Source organism: Pantoea sp. WEP (assembly GCF_041678305.1).
Lineage (GTDB): Bacteria > Pseudomonadota > Gammaproteobacteria > Enterobacterales > Enterobacteriaceae > Pantoea > Pantoea dispersa.
The window spans coordinates 3,606,190-3,631,923 of sequence record NZ_JBGNXB010000001.1; the positions used below are offsets into that span (position 1 = coordinate 3,606,190).

A 25,734-nucleotide genomic window follows, 5' to 3' on the forward strand; every position below is an offset into this window, starting at 1 on the left:
GAGTCTGAAGCAGGTAGCGAATAAAGGTTCAATAAATTATTAGAACTCTACGCCATTTCGAAACTAGTTAGAAAGAACGGAACAGTGGTAACCTCCCCCATGTTCTAGAATACTCCATGCTGAATAATTGCTGTGCAAAATCCAAAGTTAAATCCATATAGCTTTCCTTATAAAAGTCTCTTATTTTAGTATTTTCAATGATAATGCTAGAAGCAGGGATTTCAACTACACCTGTTGAGGACCTGTTCATTATTACCCACTCTTCTCCTTCCATTTGATCCGAAGGGAACATTAAGTATGAGTACAGGACATCCTCTGCAGGTATGCTTAACTCAATCGATATAGATCCATAGCCACCTTTATCATTGGTGTCAGTAAAAGAGTTAAGTACGTCCATATGTAGAGGTATTTTTTCTTTACCTAATAAATCAGCTGCGGATTTATACAGCATGAGTAAGTCACTATAATTAAGACGTTCAGAAAAATGAGATGATACTGTTACTTCTTTAATTTTTTGTCGAGGCAATTCTTTGGGGCCGATTTCTCGCCTTAATTTTATATGAGTAACTCCCGCATCATTAAAAATTCCTTGCAGGTGAAGATAAATATATTTCAACTCACCGGCGATTTCATTTAACTGTGGTTTACTCAGGGAAGCAATAAATGCATCAACCTCCTTGCTATACCTAGTGTATATTCTGTCATCATCAATTGGCACGTCATTCACATCAAAAGCCCTTGACATTAGCCGCAGTAAAATTGCATATCCATTTCTTTTTTTACCACTAAACCCAGTAATATATCCATATGGTTCAATATAGCTTCCATAACCAATGCATGCTGATAAAAGCTCACTTGTTAATTGAAACCTAGAATGACTAAAAAGCGAACTAAGTCTATGCGTTTTGGATGAGATCATTTTTCCACCATTATGTTTTAAAGATGAACTTCATTTTTACTATCGTACTATACCATCTCTGTGAGAATTTTGTTTTATAATAAATTAAAAATTCATATGATGAATAAGGGGTCTAAAGTCCAATGGAACGAAAACGTACGTTAGTGACGTGACTTTCTGATAAATTGAAACATAATGGAGATAATAAAACGCCCTCAAAATGGTGTCTTTTAAATCGAAAAATGGCATTTAACGGACAGTATTGTCTACTAATAGATTTTTTCAGACGTTCGTTTTTCGCTAACCGTACGTTTTCGTACGGTTAGCCCTCAAACCCTTGGATTTACTCGTCTTCCTCTGAATATGTTCTCCTGCAGATGACGAAATACTTACCCTCACTTTTGGCTGACCATGAGGTGATGAAGCCACTGCCCTGAAGTGCACCGAGTAAGGCTTCGGCCTCGGAACTGTTGTTAAGGGTGAGGGTCGCCGTTTTCTGGGAGAATACTTTTCTGTACTCCGTTTCACTGAGTACGTTCACGAGAGCTGAAATGTCTTTTCTGGCAGGGTTACCCGTTTTTAAAAGTCTCAGGATCAGGCTTATTTTAAGGTCGTCAGTGCCTGCGTTGCGAATCATCATTTTAATGACGTCATCGGATAATCCAAAAATATTCAGCACATCCTCGCTGTAATTTTCGTAGCCATTTAAGACAAGGCCGGCCTTCTCCGCTACGCTGAATTCAGCAGAACGACATACTGAAGCCAGCATACATTCATGGTAAGTCTCATCATTATCAGAATTCAGGTAGAATTCTGCATCAGTCAGAAATTCCTCCCTGAACTGCGTAAACCAGAACAGTAAAGTCTTGCATACGACGCCGTTAGTGAGTGTGCTTAACCGCTCTGTGACTTTTGAAAAAGACCCTGTCCCCAGAGTGAGTTTGTTGCTGAATATCATACGGCGGACATTTCCGGAACTCAGGTTCTGGTCCCATAAATCGGTATTTACAGGCAAGGCGTGCAGCACAGCCTTATACGCTGCATCGCTCAGATCGTCATCGCAGATGATTCGTTCGTATAACAGTTTTTCATCCCCGTCGCCGGTCAAAGCCACCTGCTGCATGCCGAGAGCTTCAGCGTGCCTCTCAACGTAGCCGGTCAGTACCGCCTGGTCACACTCCTGATGAAGATACTCAAGCAGAGACGTCCAGTGTGGCTCCACATGGTCATGAATGAAAAACAGGTCCCGCCAGGACCGCCCCTCATCCGTATTTAAAAAGTCATCGCCGAACGGTTTAAGGTCTGGCACGGTAAACTGCATCTGTTCCAAAATCTCCGTTTTTGCCTCATCGGACAGGGTGTCATGAAGGAGCATCTCGACAATCGCTGAGCTGCTCTCGTCTGAACCGATAAACATTTCCCTGACGAAAACATCACTGTTCGAATCAATACGGGATTTCACCTGCGATAAGTCATTGTCCGTTACGAGAGAGAGCGGGCGGGCATCCACATCCTCACAGGTTACGTTATCCTTTGCGAGCAGACCCGCGACCACGGTCCTGAAGTTGGCTTTATCAAAGCGGTACATACCATGTTCAGCGATATAATTCAAAGCCCGTGCCTCAGTATCGGTCCCCGGCAGTTTAACGTCGGTGTAAATTACGCCGAGTTTCCTGATGTTGTCCATAAAGGGCTGAAACGTATTTTCATCAAGGCGGGATAGCAGACCGTATTCCTGCTCTTCAACAAACTTTCTGTAATTTTTAGGATTATCTGAAGTTGCCGGCTTCACAAACGCAATCATATTTATGATAGTTTTTATCCGTACTGGTGCAGGCTCAGTGGCTTGAAGAACGGAAAGCATGCTGTCCAGATAGCCGTTTTTTTCCAGAGCATAAATAATGAAGTCCTTAAAGGATTCACCGTGAATAAACTTGGATGCCAGCACATCAAATACTGAAATAATTTCGTGAGGCTTCTTTTCAAATAATTTGGAAATCATAACTGAAAGATAACCTGAATTTATCGAAGTGGGTACCTTCATCAGGTAGGTTACAATCTGATGATGCAGCGCACCTTCACGGTAAATATAATGCTGCTCTGCCAGTTCGGTAATGACCTCTTTTTCACTGTCCAGAGAAAAACTGTCATTTATCTCTTTGCATCCGGTAAAGCGTCCCACGGCTTTGATATAGTCGTTATCGTTAACTGAAATGGTTCCTTCCTGAAAGATTGACCTGAACATCATGTAATCCTGCATGATGTAGCCGTTGGTCAGCAGGTAATACAGAACCTCAAATCCCCCGCGGAGGAAGCCCGTTCGCAGGGTTTCAAGCTGTTTCCCGTCAAGAATATCCGGACTGCTGCATTCATCTATGTAGCTTTCGGCTAACTGAGTAAACGTCTTCTCACCGATCAACGTGGTTAATTCGGCGAGCGATATGGAATTTCGTATACGTATTTTTTCATTGACATCGTTCAGATACGAAAGGGTTTCCTGGTATTCCTGCCTTCTGCCTGAAGAAACCAGCTCTGCTCTTTTATTGTATTCTTCTACAACATCACTTATATCTATCTGAAAAGCACGAAAACTATTTGAGTTTCGCTCATCATACCCGATAAAACAATAGCCACCCCTGCCAAAAAAATTCAGAAAATGCTCCTCACTCTTATATAATTGTTCGGCATCAGAATAGATGCCATTATTATAACGCGGATGTTGAGAAGTAGAAAAATAAACCCCTGACCACAGCGTTTCCGATATATATCTGCAGATAATTTCCTTTCTGACGTCGGCAGCTGACGATGCGGTTTCTTTTTCAAGCCGTTGAGCTTTCTTTTCCAGTTCGGCTTTTTTCTCATCCAGAGAGTTAAAATAGTGTTCATGGAGCTTTCTTAACCTGTAATCCTTTATATAGGAAAACAGTACCCCTGACTTCTTGTCGGTCAGGTTATAGTCCTGCGCGTAAACATTTTTGTAGAAAATGACGGAGAAAATTTTCGCTTCATTTTTATTTTCATCAACTACCTTCCTGAAAACGTTGTACTCGTTGGCTATGTTTTTCAGAGAGCGCATGTCGGAAATATACAGAGAAGTCTGCTTGAGAAGGACATTGTCTCTGGCAGGGAAGTCTTTCAGTTTGTTTCTGAGGTGGGTGTAAGCATTCCGGCTGTCTAGCACGGGAACGACGGGGAGAATGAAGTCAAAAAACTTGGTTCGCACATCAGAGCCAAGAAAAATATCATCACGGCATGCATAGATAAATCTGACCGGCTCATTTCTGACGTTATTATTTATTATCTGATTCATCTCCCTTAACTTCACAAAAATGTCCGAATTCCCCAGCCTGTCGAGGTCCTCAAACACGACCACTTTGCTTCTGGAACGGGAAAAAAAGTAGACGATTTCGTCCAAGCAGTTGTTCAGCAGTGAGGAGGATTCCTGCGCGGATACGTCAGCACTTGCCTGGAGAAAGGCTATTTTACTCAGCTTCAGCTTTTTATCGAAAAAGCCCGCTTTTGAGGCCACCCTGACAGTAAAAAAAAGGGAAATTAACGCCAGTATCACACTTATCAATAAACGTGCCGGAAACGCATTCTCGACATAAGCAAGCGTCTTCTCATCCGCACCGAAGTAAGACAGTATTTTTTTTGGCATGACTGACAGGCTGAATAAAAACAGCGGCATTACAATGCTGAGTGAGGAGAAAAAGATGCCTAAAATGTGTTTTATGTCTCTTTTCTGAATTCTGTCGATACGTGAATCGGAAAGAGTCGACTTGTCTTCCTTGTAAAGAATTTGCTGAAGGATACTCAGCTCAATTTCTGCATTCTTTGGCGGTTCCTGGTCCTTTCCTGAAAGGGAAAAATCGGCCAGGGACACACTGATAAAATCTTTTTCTTTCCGTTCATCAAGATAAGAAAGTATCACCGTACTTTTCCCCGCCCCGTAGGGGCCGGTAACGGCAATGTTTCTTACCTGATTTTTTGAAAAGGCGTAATCCAGGGCAGTAAAGTACTCTTCGGTACGGGCGTCTTTAATTATCACCGGGGTCAGTGCATCGTAGACCTGCTCAGTACTGATGTCAGTTAAAGCTTTATCTTTTCTGCCAGAGGTAATTTCTTTGTATTTCATTTTCAAATCCATAAAGAGTTTCATTTTTATCCTTCAGCGGGAAAATAACTGCCGGTTTGCAATAAACTTACAGCCTTTAGGAATACAACCTGAGATGTCCCGACATGGCATGGGAGCGGACCCGTTACATGGTAACATAATGAATTTTAAGCTTTATATGCTGTGTACCTGAACCCTTAGCTGGCTGAAATAATCGGTCCTTAGTAGAGAAAAACAGTTTTTATTAAGTTGTTCATTCGTTTCCATCACCTGCTTCCGCAAATCCGACCTGAGTTAACCTACGGATGACGGAAAGAAGATACCGCTGACAGTGACGACTGACAACCTGACGGTCAGTAAAGTAGGCCCGGCCATCACCTATGGCGGCTATGTGGTTCTGGATTCACCAACCATATTTCCTCACAAAATCTTTGCAGGGATTGACCTCATGGGGCTTGCAAACCTCATTACTTATATCGAGAACACGGAAGCCTACCGAAAAGATCTGCGTAGAAAAGAGTATGGGGATGAACAAATACCGTCTGTTCGGCGTTTTATGTCACAGACTGCTCCCGTCAACAACAGCACCAGAATCTACTCCTCTCTGCTGATTGTCTCTAGCGAGAATGATCCCAGTGTTCCTTTTACTGAAAGCCTGTCAATTTTATCAGGCTTTAACATCCGCAGGCCTTGATGCGGCTCTCATCAGGCTGTCCCAGGAGGGACATTTTATAAACGGAGCTGCAGATCGTACCAGCATCTGGTCTCCACAGGTCATACTCAGCTTTGCAGCTTCGGCGCCAGGTGCAGCCGCCCAGTTTTTCGCAGCCCCAGGTCTTCGTCACGCAGAGCGCGTCCTGCACGTTCACGAACATCACGTAATTCAGCACGATTTCGTCCGGCACCAGCCCGCCGTAGTGGCGGATAAGCAACCGATCGCAATGAAAGGCGCGGATGCAGTTGTCCGGATAGGCGCGCAGCACGCGCAGGATGTCGCCACGCTCCACGGGCTTCCTCCGCCAGCAGGTGGTGCAGCAGCGGGTCACCGCCCGCGGCGGGCTCACGTCGCCCGCCTGAACGGCTCAGCAGATTATACAGAGCCGCCAGGTCGCCCGTGATCCGGGCGGGCAGTGGCTGGGTCTGCCGTCCGCCTTCGTCGACCCCATGCTCCTGGCTGGTCAGGTTTAAGTACAGGCCCCATACGCCAAGGTTAAGGCGCAGCGCCCTACGCCCGTGCCACTCGCTGTCGCTCAGCGAGCGGTAAATCCAAGAGGTTGAGGGCCAACCGTACAAAAACGTACGGTAAGCAAAAAACGAATATCTGAAAAATCGATTAGTAGACAATACTGTCTGTTAAATGCCATTTTTCGATTAAAAAGTCACTATTTTAAGGGCGTTTTACTATGTCCATTATGTTTTGATATATCATAAGCTTACGTCACTAACGCACGTTTTCGTTCCATTGGGCTTCAGGCCCCGATAAGATAACTAGTTAGATTCAGTAATATGGTGACTGATGAACCGAGCCTGATTACTGTACAAAAATTTGCCAGCATTGCTATTTTTTAGTACTTTGATTCGACATGACAATTTTTGCTTTGTGTTGTTAATGAGGAAGTTCTGATGGCAAGTGACTGGAATGAAGAGTTAGATAAATACGAGAGTGGGCGTAGTTTCGGAGACGACTTGAGAGACTCTGTAAAGACAGCTTGCACAGCAGCTTCTTTGATTGTTTCAAAACTACCTGCTTCGACTAATAAGACCAAAAAACCTAAAGACGGGTTTCGTGATGGTGCTGAAGGTTATGGGTGGTATGTAGGCAATTTCAGGATAGATCGTGATTAGAGGCTGTCAGCGATGAATCTGCCAGCCTCAGCACTAGTTATAATGAGTATTAGACGAGTTTCTTCACCCCACCTTTAACAGCCTCTCCAGCCATCGCTCCCCCTTCTTGTCCAGCCTGTTGAGCTTGAGCGCCACCCTTAATGAATCCCTCAGCAATGCCACCAATTTTTACCCCTATCCAGCCAAGCATGCCCACCCAGAATGCCGGAAAAACTACGTACATCATTCCCAGCACAAGATTCATTATCCATCCATCACGAGGTGAACTAAGGAAATCCGCTATAGGTTGACCTGAAGCAAGCCCATTAGCCGCAAGACTCGAGTACAAAATAGTGATCAATCTGTCATCGAGCCATCCTGCCAGCTCCCACCAGAAGGTGATGAACTGCAATGCAAACATTGCAAATGATATGGTAACCACTGTTTTGGGCTCGTAAGCACTGAACATCATCAGCACCGGTATCACAGTGATAATCATCATCTGCAGAAGCGCCTGAATCATCGGAAGCGCCTGTTTCAGCGCATCGAAGCCAGGAAGTGCTTCTACCTGCTTCATACCTAAACCTACAGTAGATGCCAGCCGTGACAGATTTCCGCCAATACCGGAGGCGGTGTCATCTGCACCGGCCATGTAAGTAACACCGCCCCCCGAAAGTCCGGCATTTCGCGGGCTTACTATCCATCGCAGCACGACCTCTTCCCATTGCTGACCGGGAAATTGCCTCTGCACTTCTTTACGTGTGTAATCACTAAAGGTGGCCAGCACGCGAGTACGAAGCCCCGATGAGCCATCGGACCACCACGTTTTACAGGTGGGATAGCCGCCCTGACCGGTGTCCGGATAGCCGCTGTCGCGGGAGCTGCTATAGGGCCACTGGCTCCTCGGGGTGGTGGCGGTGTAGTAGTCGTAATAGCCCGACGTGTTCAGGAAGTAGTCGCTGCCAATCCAGCCTACCGAGTTAATGGTGGCATCGCTGAGCTGACTGTTGCTGTTCTTGAGCCGGAAATAGGCCCTTGAATAACACTGATCTGCAAAGTCCTGGACCTCCTGCAGCAATACCGGGTCACGTAGCTTCGTGTTCTGCACGTCAAAACGCATCTGGCGCAGCTGCGTGCCGCAGGGAATGGACGCAATCATGGCCTGGGTAGTGCCCTTAGACATCATATGCAGCAGATACCACCAGATGGGCACCTGGGCGGTACGACCGTCAAAGTCATTGACTAAACCGCTGTACCCCGAGTTCTGCGGCGTGGGTACGCTGATGCCACATTGCTTTGCCCGGGAACTGTCGAATTTGATGGTACTGATATCTACTGGCAGCAGCGGGATGCAGCAAAAAAGCATCACTACAAACGAAACATAAATGGCATGCTCAATGCGCGGGAGCGCTAGTAATCCTTTATTCCCTTCGTCTGCACCTTCCTCACGCACCTTGAGCCACACGCCCATGACCTTAAAAACCAGCGGCAGCGCGAAGAGCCCTGTGCTGCTGAGAATGGTCCACATGGCATTGTTCATCACCCAGCCAAAGAGGACCAGAAAATATTCCAGGTAACTGTTTGCTGTCATGATCTTCCCCTTATGCCGTGCCGGTCCAGGCCACGCATTCCGTGGCCAGAATAAACAGCACCCCGAGCAGCTCGGTGCGCGGCAGGCGGGCACGAGCCTCCGGCCACCGCTTCAGAAGCTGCGGGCGGATCTTCAGGCCCCAGGCTGCAGCGATGCCGGCATACATCACAAGTCGCCAGGCAAACAGCCCCCACCGGCTCTCATGCAGCCAGCGGCGTGTCAGCTGGCCGTCCGGGTCATACGCCATAAAGACCGAAGCCAGCGCAAACATGGCCACGGTTACCAGCAGTAAGGGGAGAAGCATGAGTAATATGCGGCCCGCACGGCCGCGAACAGAGGAGAGTGTCATATCAGTTTGCTCCGGAAGACTGCGTCTGGTTCATCTGGCTGAAGCCCTGATCCTGATTGCCGGCTTTCTGCTGCAGCTGGTTATCCTGGTTACGCTCTCCCTGACGCGCCAGCGTGGTCAGCAGGCTGTTGTTGCTGATGGATTTGCGCAACTCCATCTCGTTACGCAGGGCGCTGAGCTCGCGGTCAAGAGCATCAATGCGGCGGTCGCCTTCAGCAAGCGCCTCGGGTTGCTCAGCGGCGTTTGGCTCGGATTCTCCGGTGGTCAGCATGCGCCGCATGGTCAGTGCTGTTTCCACGGTGTCAGCCATCGCCAGCTCGCCGGCCAGGCGCTGAACCAGCGCGACCTTGTCCGGGTCATCGCGCAGTGACTGAATAACGCCGCGCGTTACAACAAGGCTGCCGGTTTTAAGCGCCGCCAGGTTATCGGCCGTTGGCTGCAGTTCACCGCCGACCAGTTTACCCAGCTGTTCCAGATTGGCTTTGGTAGCATCTTCAAGCACGGGCGAGAATCCCGTGCCGGCGACAGAACTGCCGGGCTGGTTTTCAGCCCCGCCGCTTGTGCATTCGCTGGTTTCTCTGCAGGTCCGGATCGAACGATCGCCAAGCACCTTAACCACCGCCGCTGCCGCATCATCCGAGGTTTTCCAGCGCTGGCAGACCGTGCCGTTGCAGCTGGCGGAGCCCACGCTGCTGTTGCTGGTCACCGGCAGGCTGTTCATCATGTTATAACCGGCTTTAGCCAGGTCACGGGTCGGCTGAATGGCCTGCTGGCCTTTGCCTCCGCGCTTCTGACCGCCAACCCAGGTTACGCCTTCTTCACCGGTGGCCTTCTGCAGCTGCTGGTCGCTGGAGACGGCGTCTCCGCCGCTGGACGCCACAATATCCTTATATTCTTCGGATACAGCAGCCTGCTGCCACTTGCTGCCCAGGGTATAGTCAGCAAGCTTTTTCGACATATTCTGGCAATTGAGTTGCGCTTTATCGAAGTTGAGCCCTGCCTGCAGCACCCCGTTGGTGAGCATTTCATACAGTCCAGGATTAGCACGCTGAATGGCCATTGCCGGCATGCTCATGACCGCGCCGGTCGCGCCCTGAATTACGTTGCCCATAAGGTCCTTGAATCCGCTGGTGATGCCGTTGAGCTGATTGCCTACGGTCGTTTTCAGGTCAAAGTTGCCGCACATGAGGTCACTGCTCCACCCACCGTTCAGCCCCAGTCGGGACATATTGCTGCGGCTCGGTGGCGGAGAGATCACTGAGCCGCCACCAATAGAGTAAAAAAGTCCATCATTAATCGCGCCGCTCACTGACGCACCGCCGGACGAAAGTGACGTGTCCACAGCCAGTGCCGGCAGGGAGAGAAAGGCGGAGAAGGCTAATGCCGCCAGAGGGCGGTAGAGCCGCTGAGAATACTGCTGTTTCATCTGCTTAGTCCTCAGGAGAAATCGGTGCTGTAAAGGAAGGTCTGGCCACGTCGTTTGCAGCAGCTGTAGGGCTGCCACAGCGCCCAGGCATAGTTGCCGTTTTCAGCTATCTGCCCGCCGGTGTCGGGGAACACTGCGCAGCTCTGCGAGAGCTGGGGAGAGAGACGCTGCCATTTGTGATTTTTTGTGCCGGTATTTTCCTGAACGGGGTCGGGTGGCCAGTAGCCCGGCGAACGCTGCCCGGTGAGTGGGCTGTAGACATGCAGCTGTCCCTGGCGGGTGATAATGTCAGCCACGCGCTGCACCACAACGGCCGCCGACTTGTAGCTGTCGGTCTGAGTGACAAAGCCGCTGCGGGGGTAGACATTCCCCCACATGTTGCCGCTGGCCGTGCTGCCAATCTCACGCTGTCCCGGGATTAACGCCTCCGGGTAGAGCGATTCCGGTACGCCAGTGCGCCAGGCAAGCGCATCGAGGCTGCTTGTGAAGTACGGCATAAAAGGCGTGGCGGCACTGTCACAGGAATACCCCGGCACCATTCCGCCGATGAGTCTGGTAGCTGGATGGCCATACGCATCGCCGTAGTAAAAGTGCAGGTTCTGCTTACGATTGCCGGGCGCCTTCATTTCCTGCCGTCCGCCACCGGTCGCCACACCTGCAGCGCCTCCCAGGAGCGCACTCTCGGCGCCATCAGCCAGGCTGCTGACGGCCGACATCTCCGTCCAGGGATTGGCTCCAGGGCTCAGGTAGGCTGAAACCACGGCTTCCGGAATGAAATGGGTGACCTTCACGGAGGTTTTAACGGAACAGCCGAAAGGCGTGCAGAATAGCCAGTAACAGATACCGCTGATGCGCCAACTGATACAGTCAGGACTGGCGGCGCTTGAGAGCAGACTCGCGGTATTGACGCTGGCCATCGTGCCGGTGCAGGCCATTAACGTGGCGAGTGCCAGCCGGCGCGGGCGGGAGAAAGACATTTTCACTGTGCAGACTCCTTCCGGGCGTTCAGCTGCTGCGTGGCCACGCCGACGTCCGTGGTGCCGTAGACCACCCACTTATCGTCAAACACCACCGCGGGGTATTTCTCAAGACCCAGCGACCAGGCGTGCGTGAGACCGGCATAGGTTCCGGCAAGGTCCTGCTGACGCTGCTTAAACGCGGGCGAACTGATGACAGCCCGCGCCTGCTGTTCAGCCTGCGCCGGGTCTGCCGGCAGCGGGCCGAAGAGATCTGCCTGCAGCCGGTCAGGCGCATCCAGCAGAATGACAGTCACGTCAGGCCCGGGGTTACCCGTTACCGGGTGGGCGCTGTCGGTATAAATGACGGTGCCGGCATGGGCGCCGGCGGTTAGGAACAGTGCTGCGAGGCAGCAAAATGAAAATTTCATGGAGAACACTCCCTGAGTGAGTAACCTGCTCAGGGTGCGTTCAATAACGGGGCCGGTCAGTAATTAACTCTGAGCCCGGCGCTGATAATTTCTCAGCGCGCAGGCTGGTTGAGAAAACCGTGATTCCGCATGATCAGGATGCCCCCCCGATGGTGCTGTCGCGGCGCCACTCCAGATAATCCATTTCACGGACAAAACCTGCTGCAGCTGCGTTACGCTCTATGCTCCATCGGGTTTCGCCCTCCACGATAAATGGAAGCCACTCTGCAGGAAGGCTTTGTTCAGGCGGGTGTCCAGCGTCCTGTTCATAGAGGTCTTCCGCCTCAATGCTGGCTGGAGTATTTCTGGCAAACCAGAGGTCGCTGTTTTCCCAGGCACGCATGGCCCACGCAGCACGTGCTTCCTCATCTGAATCGGTCGCAATGGCAAGGAACTCAACCACCCAGTCGTTCAAAGCCTCCTCAGTAGCGTCGGGTAAAAGGGACAGGTAATGTGTTTTACGGGAAGCCAGCCACATCTGCTCTTCAGCTTCAGCTGCCCTTTGCTCATCGTTCAGAATGTCGGATGCATCATCCTCTGCAGCGTACCAGTCCCCCAGAGCCTGCTGTTCCCGTAACCGTTCTGACTGATTCTTACGGGCCTGCTCAATGCCGGCGGCCACCGCGCTATCCCAGTCGGACCTGACAGGCGCCGCTGCACCGGTGCCCGTCAGTTGCTGGTTAAGAAAATCAAGCCGTGACATATCTTCTGGGTCCGGCTGTGCACTTACAGCATCACGAATTCCGGCATCACTGATAACGCCGGGGAGTCCTTTTTTCTCCCGGCCGGTGCTGGCACGCTCAGTCAGATAACGCTCTTTCCAGGCTGTTCCGGTTGCGCGTTTATCCTCTGCCTCCAGGCTGGACGTGTATTTCATCAGCCAGACGTGCATGTAACGCTGGCGATCGGGTGCGCACAGGGTGCTGATATCATGGAAACGCTGATAAAAAGTCTCGTCGTGGCCACAGTCCAGGCTGTCGCCCTGGTGTGCCACCTCGTGCTCAGTCAGGCTGAACAGCTGACTGGCAGTCTGCAGCGCATCGGATTTTAGCCGGCGGACGATATCGATGTTGTAGGCAATGTAGGTCTCTCCGTCCGTCCAGGCATCCGCCGAAGTGGACTCACCCAGCAAAATTTGAAAGCGCTTCCCCCCGTAAGAACGTGACTGATAACCCGCTTCGCCACCCGAGCAGACAGCAGCATACTGGGTAAGGCACCAGCGCAGCGCTGTCCACGCCCGTCGCGTTTCCTTATCAAGCTGTTTCTCGCTGACCATCTGCGTGCGGTCGATAAAGTTTGCGCTGAGGGTGTCGAAATCAATAAGTACCAGCTCAGACTGCCAGCCGGAACCCCATCGCCGGTGCCGGGGTAACTGTTCTCGGTACGCCATCAGGTTTGCGCGTACGCGGCTCAGACATTCCATAAACTCTTCCGGCTCGTAACAGCCGAAGCGGGACAGCGTGACAGGATGCAACACTGGCGCGATACCAGCCCGGGCAATGATTTCCCCGCGCGGAACATCGCGAGCATACCGCGCGAGGGTGAAGCAGTTTTTGTCGGTTGCCGCCGGGTAATAGCGGCACTTACGGATGAAGTGCTCAAGCGTGACGTGACGTTTGCCGGGCAGGAGCGTGATGACCTCTTCATCGTGCATCAGCTTCTGCAGGTCGCCTTCTCCGGAAAGCAAAGCGCGGGCGGTTTTCTCCCGACGCGCTTCAGTTTTACGATGTTTCCCCTGATTGTCAGAGAAGGCGGTGGCAAGCTGGCCAAACCGGGCGGCAATTGTTTTCCAGACAGGGCAGGTCTTGCGAAGGATTTCAGTACGCGAGACGTTAAGCGCGATGGGTTTTTTACTGACGATAAGGCCACCCACACCCCAGATGTGACCCGGATCATGACGCACCAGAACGCCCTGATTGTAAACCGACACGGCACCGTCTTCCCGGAGCCGATACCAGGCTTCATCGTCCTCCGCATCCCACTTCTCCAGTGCCGGCTGGCGGGTAATGATGGTGCCGTTGAGGTGCACCGTGACGGGCGTATAGCGCACCAAATCGCGGATTTCCTGAATACATGACATACGCTCCTGACTGGTGAGCGGCTCATACCACTCACCAGTGATATGGCAGCCTGGCTCAGCCTCCGCAATTTCTTCCAGGTCATAGTGATAACCCATTTCACGCGTATCAACCGACATCTGCCAGCGCTGCGAGCGCCAGAGTGTACGGGCGTGCGCCATGATTTGGCCCCGGCCCAGACGAAAGCGCCCGTAGGTTGCATCACCTTCCTGATGTGGCGTGCCGAAACGCCCGAAATAGCGCTTTACGTCATCGTATGAGGTAAAACCGCGTCCATCATCCCGGCAGGAGAAGCCCTCCGGGGTAATTTCGATGATCACCGCGCCGGCACCGGCGTCGACGCTGTTCATGATGAGTTCAATGACGGCCTTGCCGACAGAACCGGCCTGACTGTATATGATGTGGTGAATAATCTGCGGATCGAGTTCAAAGGGATAGCGCATCAACAGGCTCCTGTTTATAGACGGAAGTCCATTTTCTGGGAATGTGCGCTGGGTGAAATAAACAACTGTGATTACCATTATGAAAGAATAGATGGCACTGATGAGGTGGCAGTTACGCCTTTGGAGACATATGGAACTGAAAGACACTGTTGCAGAATCGCGGGAAAGAAGGGGCTTATGGCGACGCGCTGCACGCCGCTGGCTGACCGTGATGGATCAGATTACGGAAGATGCCGAACGCGAGGTCATAGCCCGCCGCAGAGAGCGATGTCTGGATATGGCGGCCAATCTCACGCCTGATGGTCGCAGAAGCGAAACACGGCGTCTGTATAAGATTCAGAGCCGTTTCAGTGATGGATATTGATGCAGGAAAAGTGGAGCTGCCGTAACGACAAAACAAAAGCCTCATCCGTTTGGATAAGGCTTTGACCCGGTGTGAGAGGAATGATTGGACGGGTATATAGATCACACCAGGCAAGTATTTAAATACAAAAACACGTTTGTTTTGTCAATTGTTTTTTTGCATTCACTTGACAACCCGTTTGCATTTTACTTGACCGCGTATTTGCATTTCACTTGGTCATCTCAAACAAAAAAGCAGTCAAAACCCGGCTAGATTAACTGGCAGCTAAGAGCGAAAAGCGGACGTCAAAAAGATAGCGGTAGGGAAGTTCTGCCATATTTGTCATAACAAATCTGTTGTGAACCTGTTGCCTGATGTATGTATGATGATTTTTTCCGTTATCATAGAGAGAACGAGTAATGTCTTATAGTCTTGGGGTGTTAGCCGGTATGGGGCCTCGTTCCACAGCGCCTTTTATCGATATGTTGGTAGATGAGTGCCAAAAGCAATACGGGGCAAGATTCGATATCGACTATCCCAAAATGCATATTATTTCCTTGCCGACACCTTTTTTCCCTGACCGGCCGGTTGACGATGCCGCAATGTCCGCGGCATTGCGCGAAGGCATTAGAAATCTGGTACAAGCTGGGGTTAATTTGATTGTGGTTCCCTGCAATGTGGCACACAGCTATTTTACTGAGATGCAGGACGCCAGTGCTGGCATTCCTGTCCTACATATTGCTGATTGCGCGCTTGAACGCCTCCCAGCCGAAACGGAAAACATCGCCGTGATTGCTACTGAGGCTACAATCGATGCGGGTTTTTATCAGCAACGTCTGCATTTGATAGGAAAGCACTGTGTATCTTCTGAACCATTGCGCACAATCACTACGCGTTTGATATCGCTGATTAAGCAACACGGATTTACCTATCCTGAAGTGATAACGCAGTGGCAAAACCTGATTTCTCTGGCGCAGGAAGCTGGTGCCCAGGCGCTACTTGTTGCCTGTACGGACATCAGCCCCTTAATTAAAAGCTATCCTCAGCAGCCCCTGTGGATTGTTGATACGGCATCAAGTCTGGCTGAAGCTGCCATTCTCAATTTTGCCCGGGCGAGGTCAAATAAGTAGCTGAAATTAAAGATGCTGGCCTGCCAGGCGGAACATTATGTCCTCCTGACAGGTTTATTCGCATTTCTGGCACCAGATACATTCTTACCCGGTGATTAGCAGTTTTAAATGACGACCACAGCAGAACAGGAGCCGCAATTTTCGGGTGGACCTGCCAGACATGAGTTTTCAACATAAGAGTTCTTCTCGCCCATCTACCGGGGCCTCAGCGCGGTCCTGCCGCGAGCGGCTCGTTTCCGGTACCTTTCTCTCTCCATTTCCCTGAAAAATGCCCCTGATGAATTCCGGCGAGTCTGCATGGCTATGCAGTAAGATCTGTTCTCCACTCGTTAGTGCATGCTGATGTTGTAAACGTCCGGTTCTGGCACGGAGCGGACTTGCTCGCAGCATGGTCCGCAATGAGCGATCAGCAGACGTTCGTAATGGAGTCGCCATGGATCTGGCTAACAACGCCGTGTATCAATTCGCTGGGAACAGGTCAACACTCGTTAGCAAATGCGGTCGTAGTCTTGCAAGCAGGTTCACTTAATTATATTGTCAAATGGCTCATGAACTAAATGGTGTTATAAAGTTAGCTCTGTTTTTCAATGATGGTATTGCTCGAACAGATCCAGAACTAGTGAGAAACCATTGATGAGGGGCGCTGCAAATGTCATACACTACAGAAAAAGGATCTACATGATTTTTAAAATTTTCATTGAAATAACTGTCAAATGAACCGATAACAGTATGATCACAGCAACAGATGTTTAAATGGGCCTAATGAGAATCATTAGATGGACTTAAACACATGTGGGAACCTGAAATGACCCCCATTCATGATGAAAGAATATTAACATTAGATGATATTGAAAATGTTATAGATAGGGCGCAGGAAGATGCCATTGTAAGATTTTCAGCAGAAGCAATTAGTAAACGCCATGGGGCTCTTCGTGATGCAGCTCGGCTTCAGGCTCTTGTAACTATCGCTAAGAAATCAAAAGACCAACAATTGCATCTGAATGCAACACAGAACCAAGAGTCTACCCTGAGTGAACTATGCACTTATGCTCCTGGGCTGACAGCATTAAGGATCAATGATGCAGGAGTCAACCTTGGGGGAAGGGTGATTTCGAGAAGAAATATCCTGCCTTATGCGACAAAAAAAATGGTTGAAACAGACAATCAGGATTTTGCTAAGGTCCTTAATGGAAGGACTATAGACATTTGCTGTATTAGTGGTGCAGAACGACAATATATGTCTCCCCTTTTTACTGCAAAAAAATCATTGGCTGTGAAATCACCAGCCGCAATGAGCAGAACAATTGTTGATATCTTAAAGTTGGTGACCACAAGCGATTTCAACCTCCTTGATTATGGTCTATTAGATGCATTTGGTGTATTTGCCAACGAATTGTTTAAAAATACTCAGGAACATGCTTGTCGAGACGAGTATGGTCAGGACTATATTAGTCACGTTGAGGGTATGATTACCTCCTTTATCGAAATGGATGCATCAGTTTACAAGAGGGATTATAGCGGACATAAGAGGCTACTTGATTACTGGGATTCTCGTTCAGAAAATAATGATGAAGGAACGCGTGAGAAATTTCGTTGTTTCCAAATTAGTTTTTTTGATACAGGTCCTGGCATAACGGGAAGGGCTTTTGGTGATAAATATAAAAATGCGTCATATCAGGAAGAGAGAAAAGGCCTTCTTAAATGTATAGAGAAGAATTTTTCATCTAAAAATCAAGTGGGTGCTGGGCATGGCTACCCCACAATATTAACTCAGCTTAGTAAAATTGGCGGGTTGATACGTATCCGTACGGGACGGCAATGCATATTCAACTGTTTCACTAAAGAAGATCAAGATAATTGGATGACAAATCCAACAGAACAAGTGGAGCTACTTGAAGAGAAGCTAATGAATTTTGATGATTGGTCAAACAGGGAGTTATCCCCAGCCGCTGGAACAGTCGTTTCTGTAATTGTGCCTTTAAGGAAAGAAAGTGATCAGTACAGTTTATTTTAACATCGCACATGCAAGCAGTGATCATGATCTAGATCTTCTTTGTATTTATCTTTCAGATAAGTCAATCCAAAATAATTCTGACTTTTATGAGCAGTTAACAGATTCAATAAGAGGTAGCAATACGCTACCTGACGCTATAATTGTTTTTTACTCTACAATTATTGAGTCGAAAGTGATTAATGCATGGAATGATTTATCTCAAAATAAAGCCTTTTTACCAAGACTAGGTCCAGGAACAGGTATATCTGCTAAATCAATATTTTTCATCTCAATGAGTCAGGATGGGCTTAAACTAGATGGCTCGATTGGATTTAATAAAGGATCAATTTATTTAAAGGAAAGTGATTATTATAAGTTATACCTTTTTGGTATGAATGGTCTTGCCGTAAAAAATAAGATATTACATGTTGCTCCCTCTGGTCATAGTTTTAGACATCCTTCAGGAACAACCAGTAAGTTATTCATTCAGGCAAAAGAAATTGCACGAAATGAAGCAGAGTTGCAATTCATTGCTAGAGGGATATGTCTTTCTTCAAAAGAGATAGCATGGAATGAGTTGAAAAGCGTGTTCATTGATTCGATGGGAATTTATGGAATAGTAAAAGAAGCTTTAAAATTTTCAGGATCAGATGCTAAAATTATTAACTTCCATTCGTATGAAAAAGTTGGAGAAATTAATGCTCCTGCAGATGACTATTTAGTGATCATTTCTGCATCTACTTCTGGTGGAATGGCGAAGTTACTCGTCAAATCTGGGTTTTCGCACAAAAGAATTATTACTCTTGTCGAGGTTAGTCTTCGCAACAAATTATGCTCCACACCAATTATAATCCCTCTTGAGAAAGATATTCAGAAAAAAACTGATTCTACTAAGAATCATGAAGCTGAAATTGAACTGGTTGGGGAACAATTCACATCCAAAGCAAAGCAGCCAAGAGAAATTATTCTAGGCATCCGGCATAAACCAGATGCGCTTGAAGATGTTTTAAATACTTTTGCTTTTAATGGTCTCAATGATCTTAATACTAAGTTAGATTCATTTTCATCATCCGCACCAGTACTAAGTTTGAAACCAGAAGCATTAATGGAATGTAAAGTATTTAATGAATGGCTTGAGGCTGAACTCAAATGGGAAGTTGCGGCTTCTATTTCTACCATTGTGTATAAAAAAGATGGTGCTTCAGAACTTCTTGCCGCGAAAGTTAAAAAATTGTTGGATGAATTGAGACAGAGCAAGAAAGGTCTATCACTAATTGAAGCAGATGATTTAAAACATGACTCATTAATGGACTGTTCTGGAGTGATGGTGGTTTCTGCGTTCACAGGAGATGGCGGTCAGTTAAGACAAATAAGCAGAAGCTTAAGAGAGTATGAACCTCGCGTCATTCCTCGTCATTTCCTGACCGGTGTTGTTATTTCGCAGACAATGGAAGAGTGGAGCCGGCTTAAAAGATTCTTGGTTCAGAGCGCAATGGATAGAAAATATGGATTTTCAGCTTGGAAAACCCTACCTATAGGGCCTGACATAATGTCTGACTCCTGGAGTGATTTAACAGGCCTCGTTGCATATTTAAACTCATTATCATTAAGTGAAGATGGTCCTGTACTGTCTGAAGAAGAAAGTGAATCCCTTGCCTTACTTCAAAAGGTTGTTAAAGAATCAAGGAGTAGACTTCTTCCTAATACAGCTAATACCCAATTAAAGCTAACGAGTGGTTTTGTGTTTTTTTCAGAAACGCTTGAAAATAGGCTTTCTGAAATAAATCAAAGTGTTGTTTTGCTGGCAATTGCATCTGTGTTACAAGCTGCTCGTGAGCACTCAGTAGCTGAATTATGCCTTAAGTCAGATAATTATCAATCTGTTGTGCTTTCACCTGAGAATTTCCTTCGCTTTAACGATGATATTCTTCAGGCTTGCATTTTAAGAGCCAGTCTTCCAAATGAAATTGACTATTCATTTGACTACGACCTGAGTTTAGTAATGAGTGAGTTTCTATTAAAGCTATTTAACCGACATAACCGTCCATACGGATATGCAGCGTTAGAGTTTGCCGCCGCATTAGCGACCGGAAAACTAAGGCTGAAAGAACAGCATTTGAAAAGTTTGATACATGATGTTTTATATGAAGGGAGGCTAGAAAAAGGCTGTTTGTATGCGTTACTAATAGCAGCTAAAATCAAAAACAAGTTATAGACCAGTTCTAAGTTCTTCGAAAATTAGGTGTGCGGAGTTTCGACATACCCGCACCCTCATTTAATCCGGGTTAATCGGATGATATGAGCCAGTCAACAATATTGACTCTGGAACCCTATGCCATTTAATAACTGAACGGATTACCGGGACTACGCTATCCGGCATGAACCGCCAGTTGCGGCGTTTCGGGCCTAACGGCAGGTGTCTGATGGCAATGTCCAACACTTGAAGCTAGCTCGCGCCGGTGCGCTCACTGCTCACTAGTCTCATCGGCCGTTAAGGACCGGACCGGCAAAAAGCTGCCGCCCGGGGCTGTGTTCTATCCATCACCTGCTGCTCTGTTATAAATCGAATAATTTTCCTAGCGTGCTCGTATGTTAAAAATCACAACTATTTTTGATCTGCAACCTTGTTTAAAATTTCGTTCTTTTGTTGCATTTTGCTCTTGTTTTCAACCATAAGAAACATTGCAGCATTCTGCTCCCACGAAATCTTAGATAAAAATGATTTTTTTGAAAATGATTCTTCCAATTTACCTAAAAAGGAATCTAGCCACCAATAATACTCCCAGCCTTTAGTTGTTAGTAACGACCAAACATTAAAATCCACAGTAACCATCAGTCTCACGGAGTATGTTGACAATGAATGAAGTTCCTTACCTAAGTATAGCTTCTCAAAATTTCTTGGTAGGTTGTCACCCCATCCTTCGAACAAAGGTCGATAATTTATTTTAAATCTTTTAGTAATAACACTTATGCTGGAGTCTCTTTCTCTTATGATCGAACTGCTTTTGGGAAGAACCATTTCAAAATGGTCAAAAATCGCGCCTCCTTTTCCATGCGCATATACAATCTTACCTTTAGATGGTGAAGGACCATGGTCAATAAATTGCTCGCGTTCGTCCATGGGTCTTGAGAAAGTATCAATAAATCTGTTCTGCATAAGAACACCGGGGATACTCTTTCTATCTAACATTAATAAATAATCTTCAGAAACAGACTTATTGCCATTGAAATGACTACTTAAATGTAGTGCGAGCCTTTTCAATACATAGTATTCGATTGCTTCAATATATAGGTCATTTGCTTTGCTTTTTTTCATGGTTACCATGCCACCCTGAACATCATAACTGAAACCAATTGGGTTTTCAGTCCATAATTTATGGATGGCTTTATTTTCAGCACACAAACCTTTTAAGTAATGACTGACTTCCTCTGCGAAGTCATAACCTTCAATTGATATTAATTCTTTGCTTTCTAAATCTAAGCAGACCACTCCTTTAATGTCATACTTACCATTATTCCTTGGGTAAGCGTTGCGTAGGAAAATTACGGCACCTAAAGTCATTAGTAGAGAGCCAACTATAACCATTGTCAAAAATGAGAGCCCAAAATATTCAACAATCCCTGATGATAGTATGTTCACGCCCAAGGCAATTAAAACTGCCACAACGAAAACTTCAAGTATGTTTGTTTTAAAAGCCAATAAGTCCGCTATTTTTCTATACATGTTCCCTCCAACTTCAGCTTTAAATAAATTGGTTATCTATAACTTAACTAAAATTAGCAATTTCACTGCAATTCGACTCTTAATATTAAATCTTTTATATTATTTTTACAATCGGTTAAACATTTCTTAATGGTTTGGGTGCTATTATTTTACGTCGAGCAAGAAAGAAGAATAGAGTTAGATGTGCTGACCTCACCCAGGTTAACACCCTAACTCTGTAGCTATGTCTGCCTTTGGCACACTGCTGCCGTTTAGTTCGGGCTTCGTCATAAGATGTGAGCCATACGCCAACTTTAGTTGGCGATGGTCAGGTAATCTGCAAACGGTCGCCAAGTAAAATGCAAATGGGTAGTCAAGTCAGGTGTAATTACGCAGTCAATAAAGTAAGTTTGAAAAGGCTCAACCCGAATGAGTCAAAATAATCGCGGGCTCTATGCCGCCCGCACCCGCAGCCTCCCTGTTTGTCAGACAGCCTGAACCCGCTGCCTGACAAACAGGCAGGGCCGATTTAACTGAACACCTCGCCGTCTGTAACTCTGTCGATCTCCTTCAGCACCCATAACATATCGGTGGCATCAGGCACGCAGATATTCCAGCGCAGACTGCTTTCGAACTCAGCTTCACCAGGCCACAGCGTGTTACCGGTTACCGTGATGAGAATATCCAGTTTTTTCCCGCCGGCATCCGTCAGGTGTACCGCCACGCAGCTGCGGCGCCCAACGCGGTGAGGGAAGACTGAAATCAGAACCGGCTTATCAAGCCGACTTAAGATCTCGCGCTGCAGTATTTCCAGTGAGACACTGTCGGACTGACCAATTGATGCCGTCCCCTGCGGTGGCACGGTAAAAATGACAGACGCAATCAGCGCCTTATCCGTTACGACCACTGGCGGTGCCATAGTCAGTTTTTTCATGGGTTCCCCTGTCAGATACTCAGTCCGCGATTTTCATCAAGCCGGCGCGCAACGTGAAACGCAGCCTCAAGCTCACTGCAATTTAATTCGTTCATGATTTGTCGTCTTTCGGCTTTCTCTGGTTTTTCAGTCATCCCCAGCGCCAGGTAAAGGCTGGGTGGCACCGCACGAAAGAGCGCCTGAACCTTCTCTGAAATAATGACGCCTTCCGTATATTTCCGGGGGACCTTCGTCGCTGAAAGAAGCATTTCCCGTTGTTCAGCTGTCAGCGTCTTGAAGCGGGCAATCTGCTCGACTTCCTGCGGAGGCATTACCAGACAGATCCACCACTCCGCCATGTTCAGCATTTTTTTGGCAGTATCAGGGAAATCCTCGAGGTTCTGGGTGAAAATCCAGAGCCAGGTGCCCAGCTTACGCCACATTTTGGCAATTTTTGTCGCGTAAGGTCCGAGCAGCGGGTTAGTCGTTACGATATGTCCTTCATCAATGGGCACAATAATATCCCTGTCGCTGTACTGATCGCGCTCAGCGATATTGTTGATTGAGTTAAGCAGCGAAATGACCGCAACGGCCATCTGCGCCTCATAGCCCTCACGGGCCAGCGTACCCAGGTCAACGATCGTGACATCCGCCTCTGGCCACGGGGTGCCTGGACGGTTGAAGAGTTCGCCTTCGAAGCCTTCAGTGAACATCCGTAGCGCCTCGGACATTTCTTCCGCACGGGAACGACGTGCCGCAGTTCGCTTTTCCCGGCCGTCTTCTCCCTGGCTGCTGTCCCGGGCAATATTCTGCAACGCAAACATCAGGTCTTCAGGCAACATCTGCCGGCTTTCCTCAAAAGCCGTGTGGGCGGCGATCATGATGGCCTCACGGATCATGCCACGGTCTGCGCGTGTTAATCGTGATTCTTCTGCAGCTTCTCCGCCGGTGATCATCAGGCGGGCGGCAATTTCCATTTCACCGAGTACGTCACGCTCTTCATCCTTATCTTCATCGTCATCAATATCCGGAAGAGCGTCTTCACTGATGATCAGTTCATCCGGTTTTGCCTGCATCAGCAGATGTGAGTCACCGAACGGTGCGAGAGAAATAACTTTACCGGGCTTGATACTGACCCGATGTACGCTCAGTCCCAGGGAGGCGCAGTAATCACCAAACAGGCCGAAGCTGTTGCCAGCTTCTATCAGGAAAATACGGGGGCGATAGATGGCCATCATCTGGGCAAGCTTGACCAGCGCGGTGGCGGACTTGCCGGCACCGGTTGGCCCAAACAGCATTAGGTGCGCGTTCTGCGTGCGGTCATTTCTGTTAAGCGGATCGACCGAGAGCGGGCCACCGCCCCGGTTAAAGAAGGTGAAGCCCGGGTTGCCGGTGCCGGTATCACGACCATAGACCGGTGCCAGGCAGGAAAAATGCTGCACGAACATCAGGCGCGTATACCAGTTATGCCGGTCCTGTGCCGGATTAAAGCACATGGGTAATGCGCGCATATAGGTGCTGAGCGGACCGATATCATGCTCCGGGTTAACCGGCTCAAGGCCGCAGTTGAGCAGCTTGCTGCTGAGATCAAGATAGCGCTTATCCAGCGAAGGAAGGTCCCGGGCTTTAATCAGCAGGGTAATGGCAGCCCGATACAGTTTATGTTTATTACCCAGGTAAGTGCGGGCTGTGGCGGCATCCTCGCGCGCGCGCAGGGAGTCCACGTTTTCACCCATTGAATCGCGGCTCAGGCGGGCAAAGTTTTCCTCCAGCTTATCCTGAGGGTGAATGACCAGCGTCAGGGCAAGCACGGTGCCCTCAGGCAGCAGGTCCATAATGGCATTAATATGTTCACCGCGTTTCACCTCACCCGTCAGGTGACCTGTTGAAGGCGCATTGCGCAGACGCGCGACGGGAACAGCTTTATGCGCCACGTCATCAAACCACCATACACCTTTATCCCCGTCGCTGCGCGGGCGAGTGAACCACAGGCTTTCACTGAAATCGTTCAGCAGAGGTAAATCACCCGCCGCATCGTCAGTGTGTTTCGCACAACGATAAAGTGTCGATTTATCAACCCATTTCGGATCGGGATTGAACCAGCGCAGCAGCCAGCTGTGGATCTGCTCTCCGTTCTGACGCCGGCACTGGATACCCGCACCACTCATTGCAGAGGTCAGACGATCGCAAACCTGTTTGAGCAACACCTCGGGCGCCATCGGGTCGCGATACGGTGATTCAACCCAGCGGTAAATCACCATACGTGTACGTCTGATCTGGCCGCGCCAGGGCGCACCGGTAACAGCCTCATCCAGAAACAGGCCCTTTTCGCTGGCCACGTTCTGCAGATGCCGCTCCTGCTCTGTCAGCCAGGCTTCCGTAAAAGCCGTTCCCTGAGCATTGGGCTTCACATATCCCCTGATTCCGTCCATGTAGACGGTCAGATCTGACTCGTCCTGGCAGTAAAACTGCACCACCCACTGGTGTGCATCCAGTTCCGGGAAGCTGTCCTGCAGGGCGTTTTCCACCACGTCACGAATTTCATCGAGCCGTGTGTCAGGTCGTCCCTCGGTCCCAACCGGGATCACTTCGTAAACGGCGCCGACCGACACGCCATCATCAAGCAGAATGCACTGGTGCTCAGGTAGATACTCGCCCCACGGGATGTGGTCGATAATGGAAGGCGCAGTATCATACAGCTTAGCTTCATCACGGCGAGTAAGCCGCCCCTCCCGCGTCAGCGGTTCATGCCCGTTAATGGAAAACGGGCCATCTCCAAACTGATGCGGCGCCTGCGCGTCGGCCCGACGGCGAAAAAGAGAAAAAGCCATTACAGATCCTCCGTGCGCTCACCAGGCAGCGCATACTGCACCTGGCTGTAAAACGGGAAAACGGTGCTGTAGCCGGGCACCGGCGTATTGCCGTCGGCCAGGTGCGGGAACACGTACATGACCATGTCGGGATTAGGCAGGCGCGGAAACGTCTGCTGTATTTCATTTTCCTGCGTGCGGCTGTAGCTTTCGCGCGTCTGTTGAGAAATCACGCGTTCGCTGTCCGTAACCGGGCGGCGCAGTGTCGTGCGGCTTTCGCCGGTTGCATGTGTCGCAGAGGCGCCATCATTCCAGAGCTCAAGCATGCTGCTGTCTCCGGGCGGCAGCATCTCGTCTTTGGACGTGCTGCAGCCGGCCAGTGATAACGAAAGCATCAGTGTCAGAGGCAACACCAGGCGGGGTTTAACGCTGTGCATTCGCGTCCTCCATTGTTTCAGGGTCTGTAATGACTGCAGACACACGCATTACCCGACCGTCAGGCAGGGGAAACAGCATATCGGTCTCTTCCCGGGCCAGTTTCTGGCCAACCGCAAACATGGCCCAGTCGGTCACCTCATGGGGTGATCCCTCCCACTTTCCATTATCTTTCCGGACATAACCGGCATACAGGCGTCCACTGAGTGGGGTATACCCCACCCGATACTCAAGGTTGGTGTTTTGCATTGAAATCCC

At 48.8% G+C, this 25,734-nt stretch carries 20 protein-coding genes; 6 read left to right on the plus strand and 14 right to left on the minus strand.

Going from position 1 to position 25,734, the window contains the following annotated elements:
- Positions 1-67: 67 nt before the first annotated feature.
- Both ABVR31_RS16900 and ABVR31_RS16905 read right to left on the minus strand, forming a co-directional pair.
- Positions 68-919 (minus strand): hypothetical protein, encoded by an 852-nt coding sequence (locus tag ABVR31_RS16900; RefSeq protein WP_372773567.1) that lies wholly within the window; start codon positions 917-919, stop codon positions 68-70.
- 322 nt (positions 920-1,241) lie between these two features.
- The gene (locus ABVR31_RS16905; protein WP_372773569.1) at positions 1,242-5,057 is read right to left on the minus strand and encodes a P-loop NTPase fold protein; all 3,816 of its coding nucleotides are present in this window, start codon (positions 5,055-5,057) and stop codon (positions 1,242-1,244) included.
- 286 nt (positions 5,058-5,343) lie between these two features.
- Between ABVR31_RS16905 and ABVR31_RS16910 the strand changes: the two genes are divergently transcribed.
- The gene (locus ABVR31_RS16910) at positions 5,344-5,706 is read left to right on the plus strand and encodes an alpha/beta hydrolase family protein (protein WP_372773571.1); all 363 of its coding nucleotides are present in this window, start codon (positions 5,344-5,346) and stop codon (positions 5,704-5,706) included.
- Here ABVR31_RS16910 and ABVR31_RS16915 read toward each other — a convergent pair.
- On the minus strand, positions 5,687-6,019 hold the full coding sequence (locus ABVR31_RS16915; protein WP_372773573.1) for a hypothetical protein: 333 nt from the start codon (positions 6,017-6,019) through the stop codon (positions 5,687-5,689). The two genes, ABVR31_RS16910 and ABVR31_RS16915, sit on opposite strands and share 20 nt — an antisense overlap.
- Before the next feature lie 616 nt (positions 6,020-6,635).
- Here ABVR31_RS16915 and ABVR31_RS16920 point away from each other — a divergent pair.
- Positions 6,636-6,857 carry a hypothetical protein gene (locus ABVR31_RS16920; protein WP_372773575.1) on the plus strand — a complete coding sequence of 74 codons (222 nt, stop codon included), beginning with the start codon at positions 6,636-6,638 and terminating at the stop codon, positions 6,855-6,857.
- 49 nt (positions 6,858-6,906) lie between these two features.
- Here ABVR31_RS16920 and ABVR31_RS16925 read toward each other — a convergent pair whose 3' ends face one another.
- From ABVR31_RS16925 to ABVR31_RS16950, 6 genes are all read right to left on the minus strand, one after another.
- Complete coding sequence (locus ABVR31_RS16925; RefSeq protein ID WP_372773577.1) at positions 6,907-8,427, minus strand: conjugal transfer protein TraG N-terminal domain-containing protein; 1,521 nt, start codon at positions 8,425-8,427, stop codon at positions 6,907-6,909.
- Positions 8,428-8,437: 10 nt separating this feature from the next.
- Positions 8,438-8,776, minus strand: a complete 339-nt coding sequence (locus ABVR31_RS16930) for a hypothetical protein (RefSeq protein WP_211725669.1) — start codon at positions 8,774-8,776, stop codon at positions 8,438-8,440.
- A 1-nt stretch (position 8,777) separates the two neighbouring features.
- A complete protein-coding gene (locus tag ABVR31_RS16935; RefSeq protein WP_233209822.1) occupies positions 8,778-10,202 on the minus strand; it encodes an integrating conjugative element protein in 1,425 nt (474 codons plus the stop codon).
- Positions 10,203-10,213: 11 nt separating this feature from the next.
- A complete protein-coding gene (locus ABVR31_RS16940; protein ID WP_372774078.1) occupies positions 10,214-11,179 on the minus strand; it encodes a TIGR03756 family integrating conjugative element protein in 966 nt (321 codons plus the stop codon).
- A gap of 2 nt (positions 11,180-11,181) precedes the next feature.
- Complete coding sequence (locus ABVR31_RS16945; protein WP_059009527.1) at positions 11,182-11,589, minus strand: TIGR03757 family integrating conjugative element protein; 408 nt, start codon at positions 11,587-11,589, stop codon at positions 11,182-11,184.
- 133 nt (positions 11,590-11,722) lie between these two features.
- Positions 11,723-14,149, minus strand: a complete 2,427-nt coding sequence (locus ABVR31_RS16950) for an ATP-binding protein (protein WP_372773579.1) — start codon at positions 14,147-14,149, stop codon at positions 11,723-11,725.
- 130 nt (positions 14,150-14,279) lie between these two features.
- On the opposite strand from ABVR31_RS16950, the gene ABVR31_RS16955 reads away from it, so the two are divergent.
- From ABVR31_RS16955 to ABVR31_RS16970, 4 genes are all read left to right on the plus strand, one after another.
- The gene (locus tag ABVR31_RS16955; protein ID WP_372773581.1) at positions 14,280-14,513 is read left to right on the plus strand and encodes a PerC family transcriptional regulator; all 234 of its coding nucleotides are present in this window, start codon (positions 14,280-14,282) and stop codon (positions 14,511-14,513) included.
- 398 nt (positions 14,514-14,911) lie between these two features.
- A complete protein-coding gene (locus ABVR31_RS16960) occupies positions 14,912-15,622 on the plus strand; it encodes an aspartate/glutamate racemase family protein (RefSeq protein ID WP_372773583.1) in 711 nt (236 codons plus the stop codon).
- Positions 15,623-16,412: 790 nt separating this feature from the next.
- On the plus strand, positions 16,413-17,636 hold the full coding sequence (locus ABVR31_RS16965) for a hypothetical protein (RefSeq protein WP_372773585.1): 1,224 nt from the start codon (positions 16,413-16,415) through the stop codon (positions 17,634-17,636).
- On the plus strand, positions 17,614-19,830 hold the full coding sequence (locus ABVR31_RS16970) for a hypothetical protein (RefSeq protein ID WP_372773587.1): 2,217 nt from the start codon (positions 17,614-17,616) through the stop codon (positions 19,828-19,830). Before ABVR31_RS16965 ends, ABVR31_RS16970 begins: the two co-directional genes overlap by 23 nt.
- A gap of 390 nt (positions 19,831-20,220) precedes the next feature.
- Here the strand turns inward: ABVR31_RS16970 and ABVR31_RS16975 are convergent, their stop codons facing one another.
- From ABVR31_RS16975 to ABVR31_RS16995, 5 genes are all read right to left on the minus strand, one after another.
- Complete coding sequence (locus ABVR31_RS16975; RefSeq protein ID WP_372773589.1) at positions 20,221-21,339, minus strand: hypothetical protein; 1,119 nt, start codon at positions 21,337-21,339, stop codon at positions 20,221-20,223.
- 508 nt (positions 21,340-21,847) lie between these two features.
- Positions 21,848-22,252: a hypothetical protein gene (locus ABVR31_RS16980; RefSeq protein ID WP_372773591.1), complete on the minus strand. Its 405-nt coding sequence runs from the start codon at positions 22,250-22,252 to the stop codon at positions 21,848-21,850.
- Positions 22,253-22,263: 11 nt separating this feature from the next.
- The gene (locus ABVR31_RS16985; RefSeq protein WP_372773593.1) at positions 22,264-25,062 is read right to left on the minus strand and encodes a conjugative transfer ATPase; all 2,799 of its coding nucleotides are present in this window, start codon (positions 25,060-25,062) and stop codon (positions 22,264-22,266) included.
- Positions 25,062-25,478: a TIGR03751 family conjugal transfer lipoprotein gene (locus tag ABVR31_RS16990; RefSeq protein ID WP_321474377.1), complete on the minus strand. Its 417-nt coding sequence runs from the start codon at positions 25,476-25,478 to the stop codon at positions 25,062-25,064. The genes ABVR31_RS16985 and ABVR31_RS16990 overlap by 1 nt, the downstream gene beginning before the upstream one ends.
- A complete protein-coding gene (locus tag ABVR31_RS16995; protein ID WP_211725654.1) occupies positions 25,465-25,725 on the minus strand; it encodes a hypothetical protein in 261 nt (86 codons plus the stop codon). Before ABVR31_RS16995 ends, ABVR31_RS16990 begins: the two co-directional genes overlap by 14 nt.
- Positions 25,726-25,734: the final 9 nt, after the last annotated feature.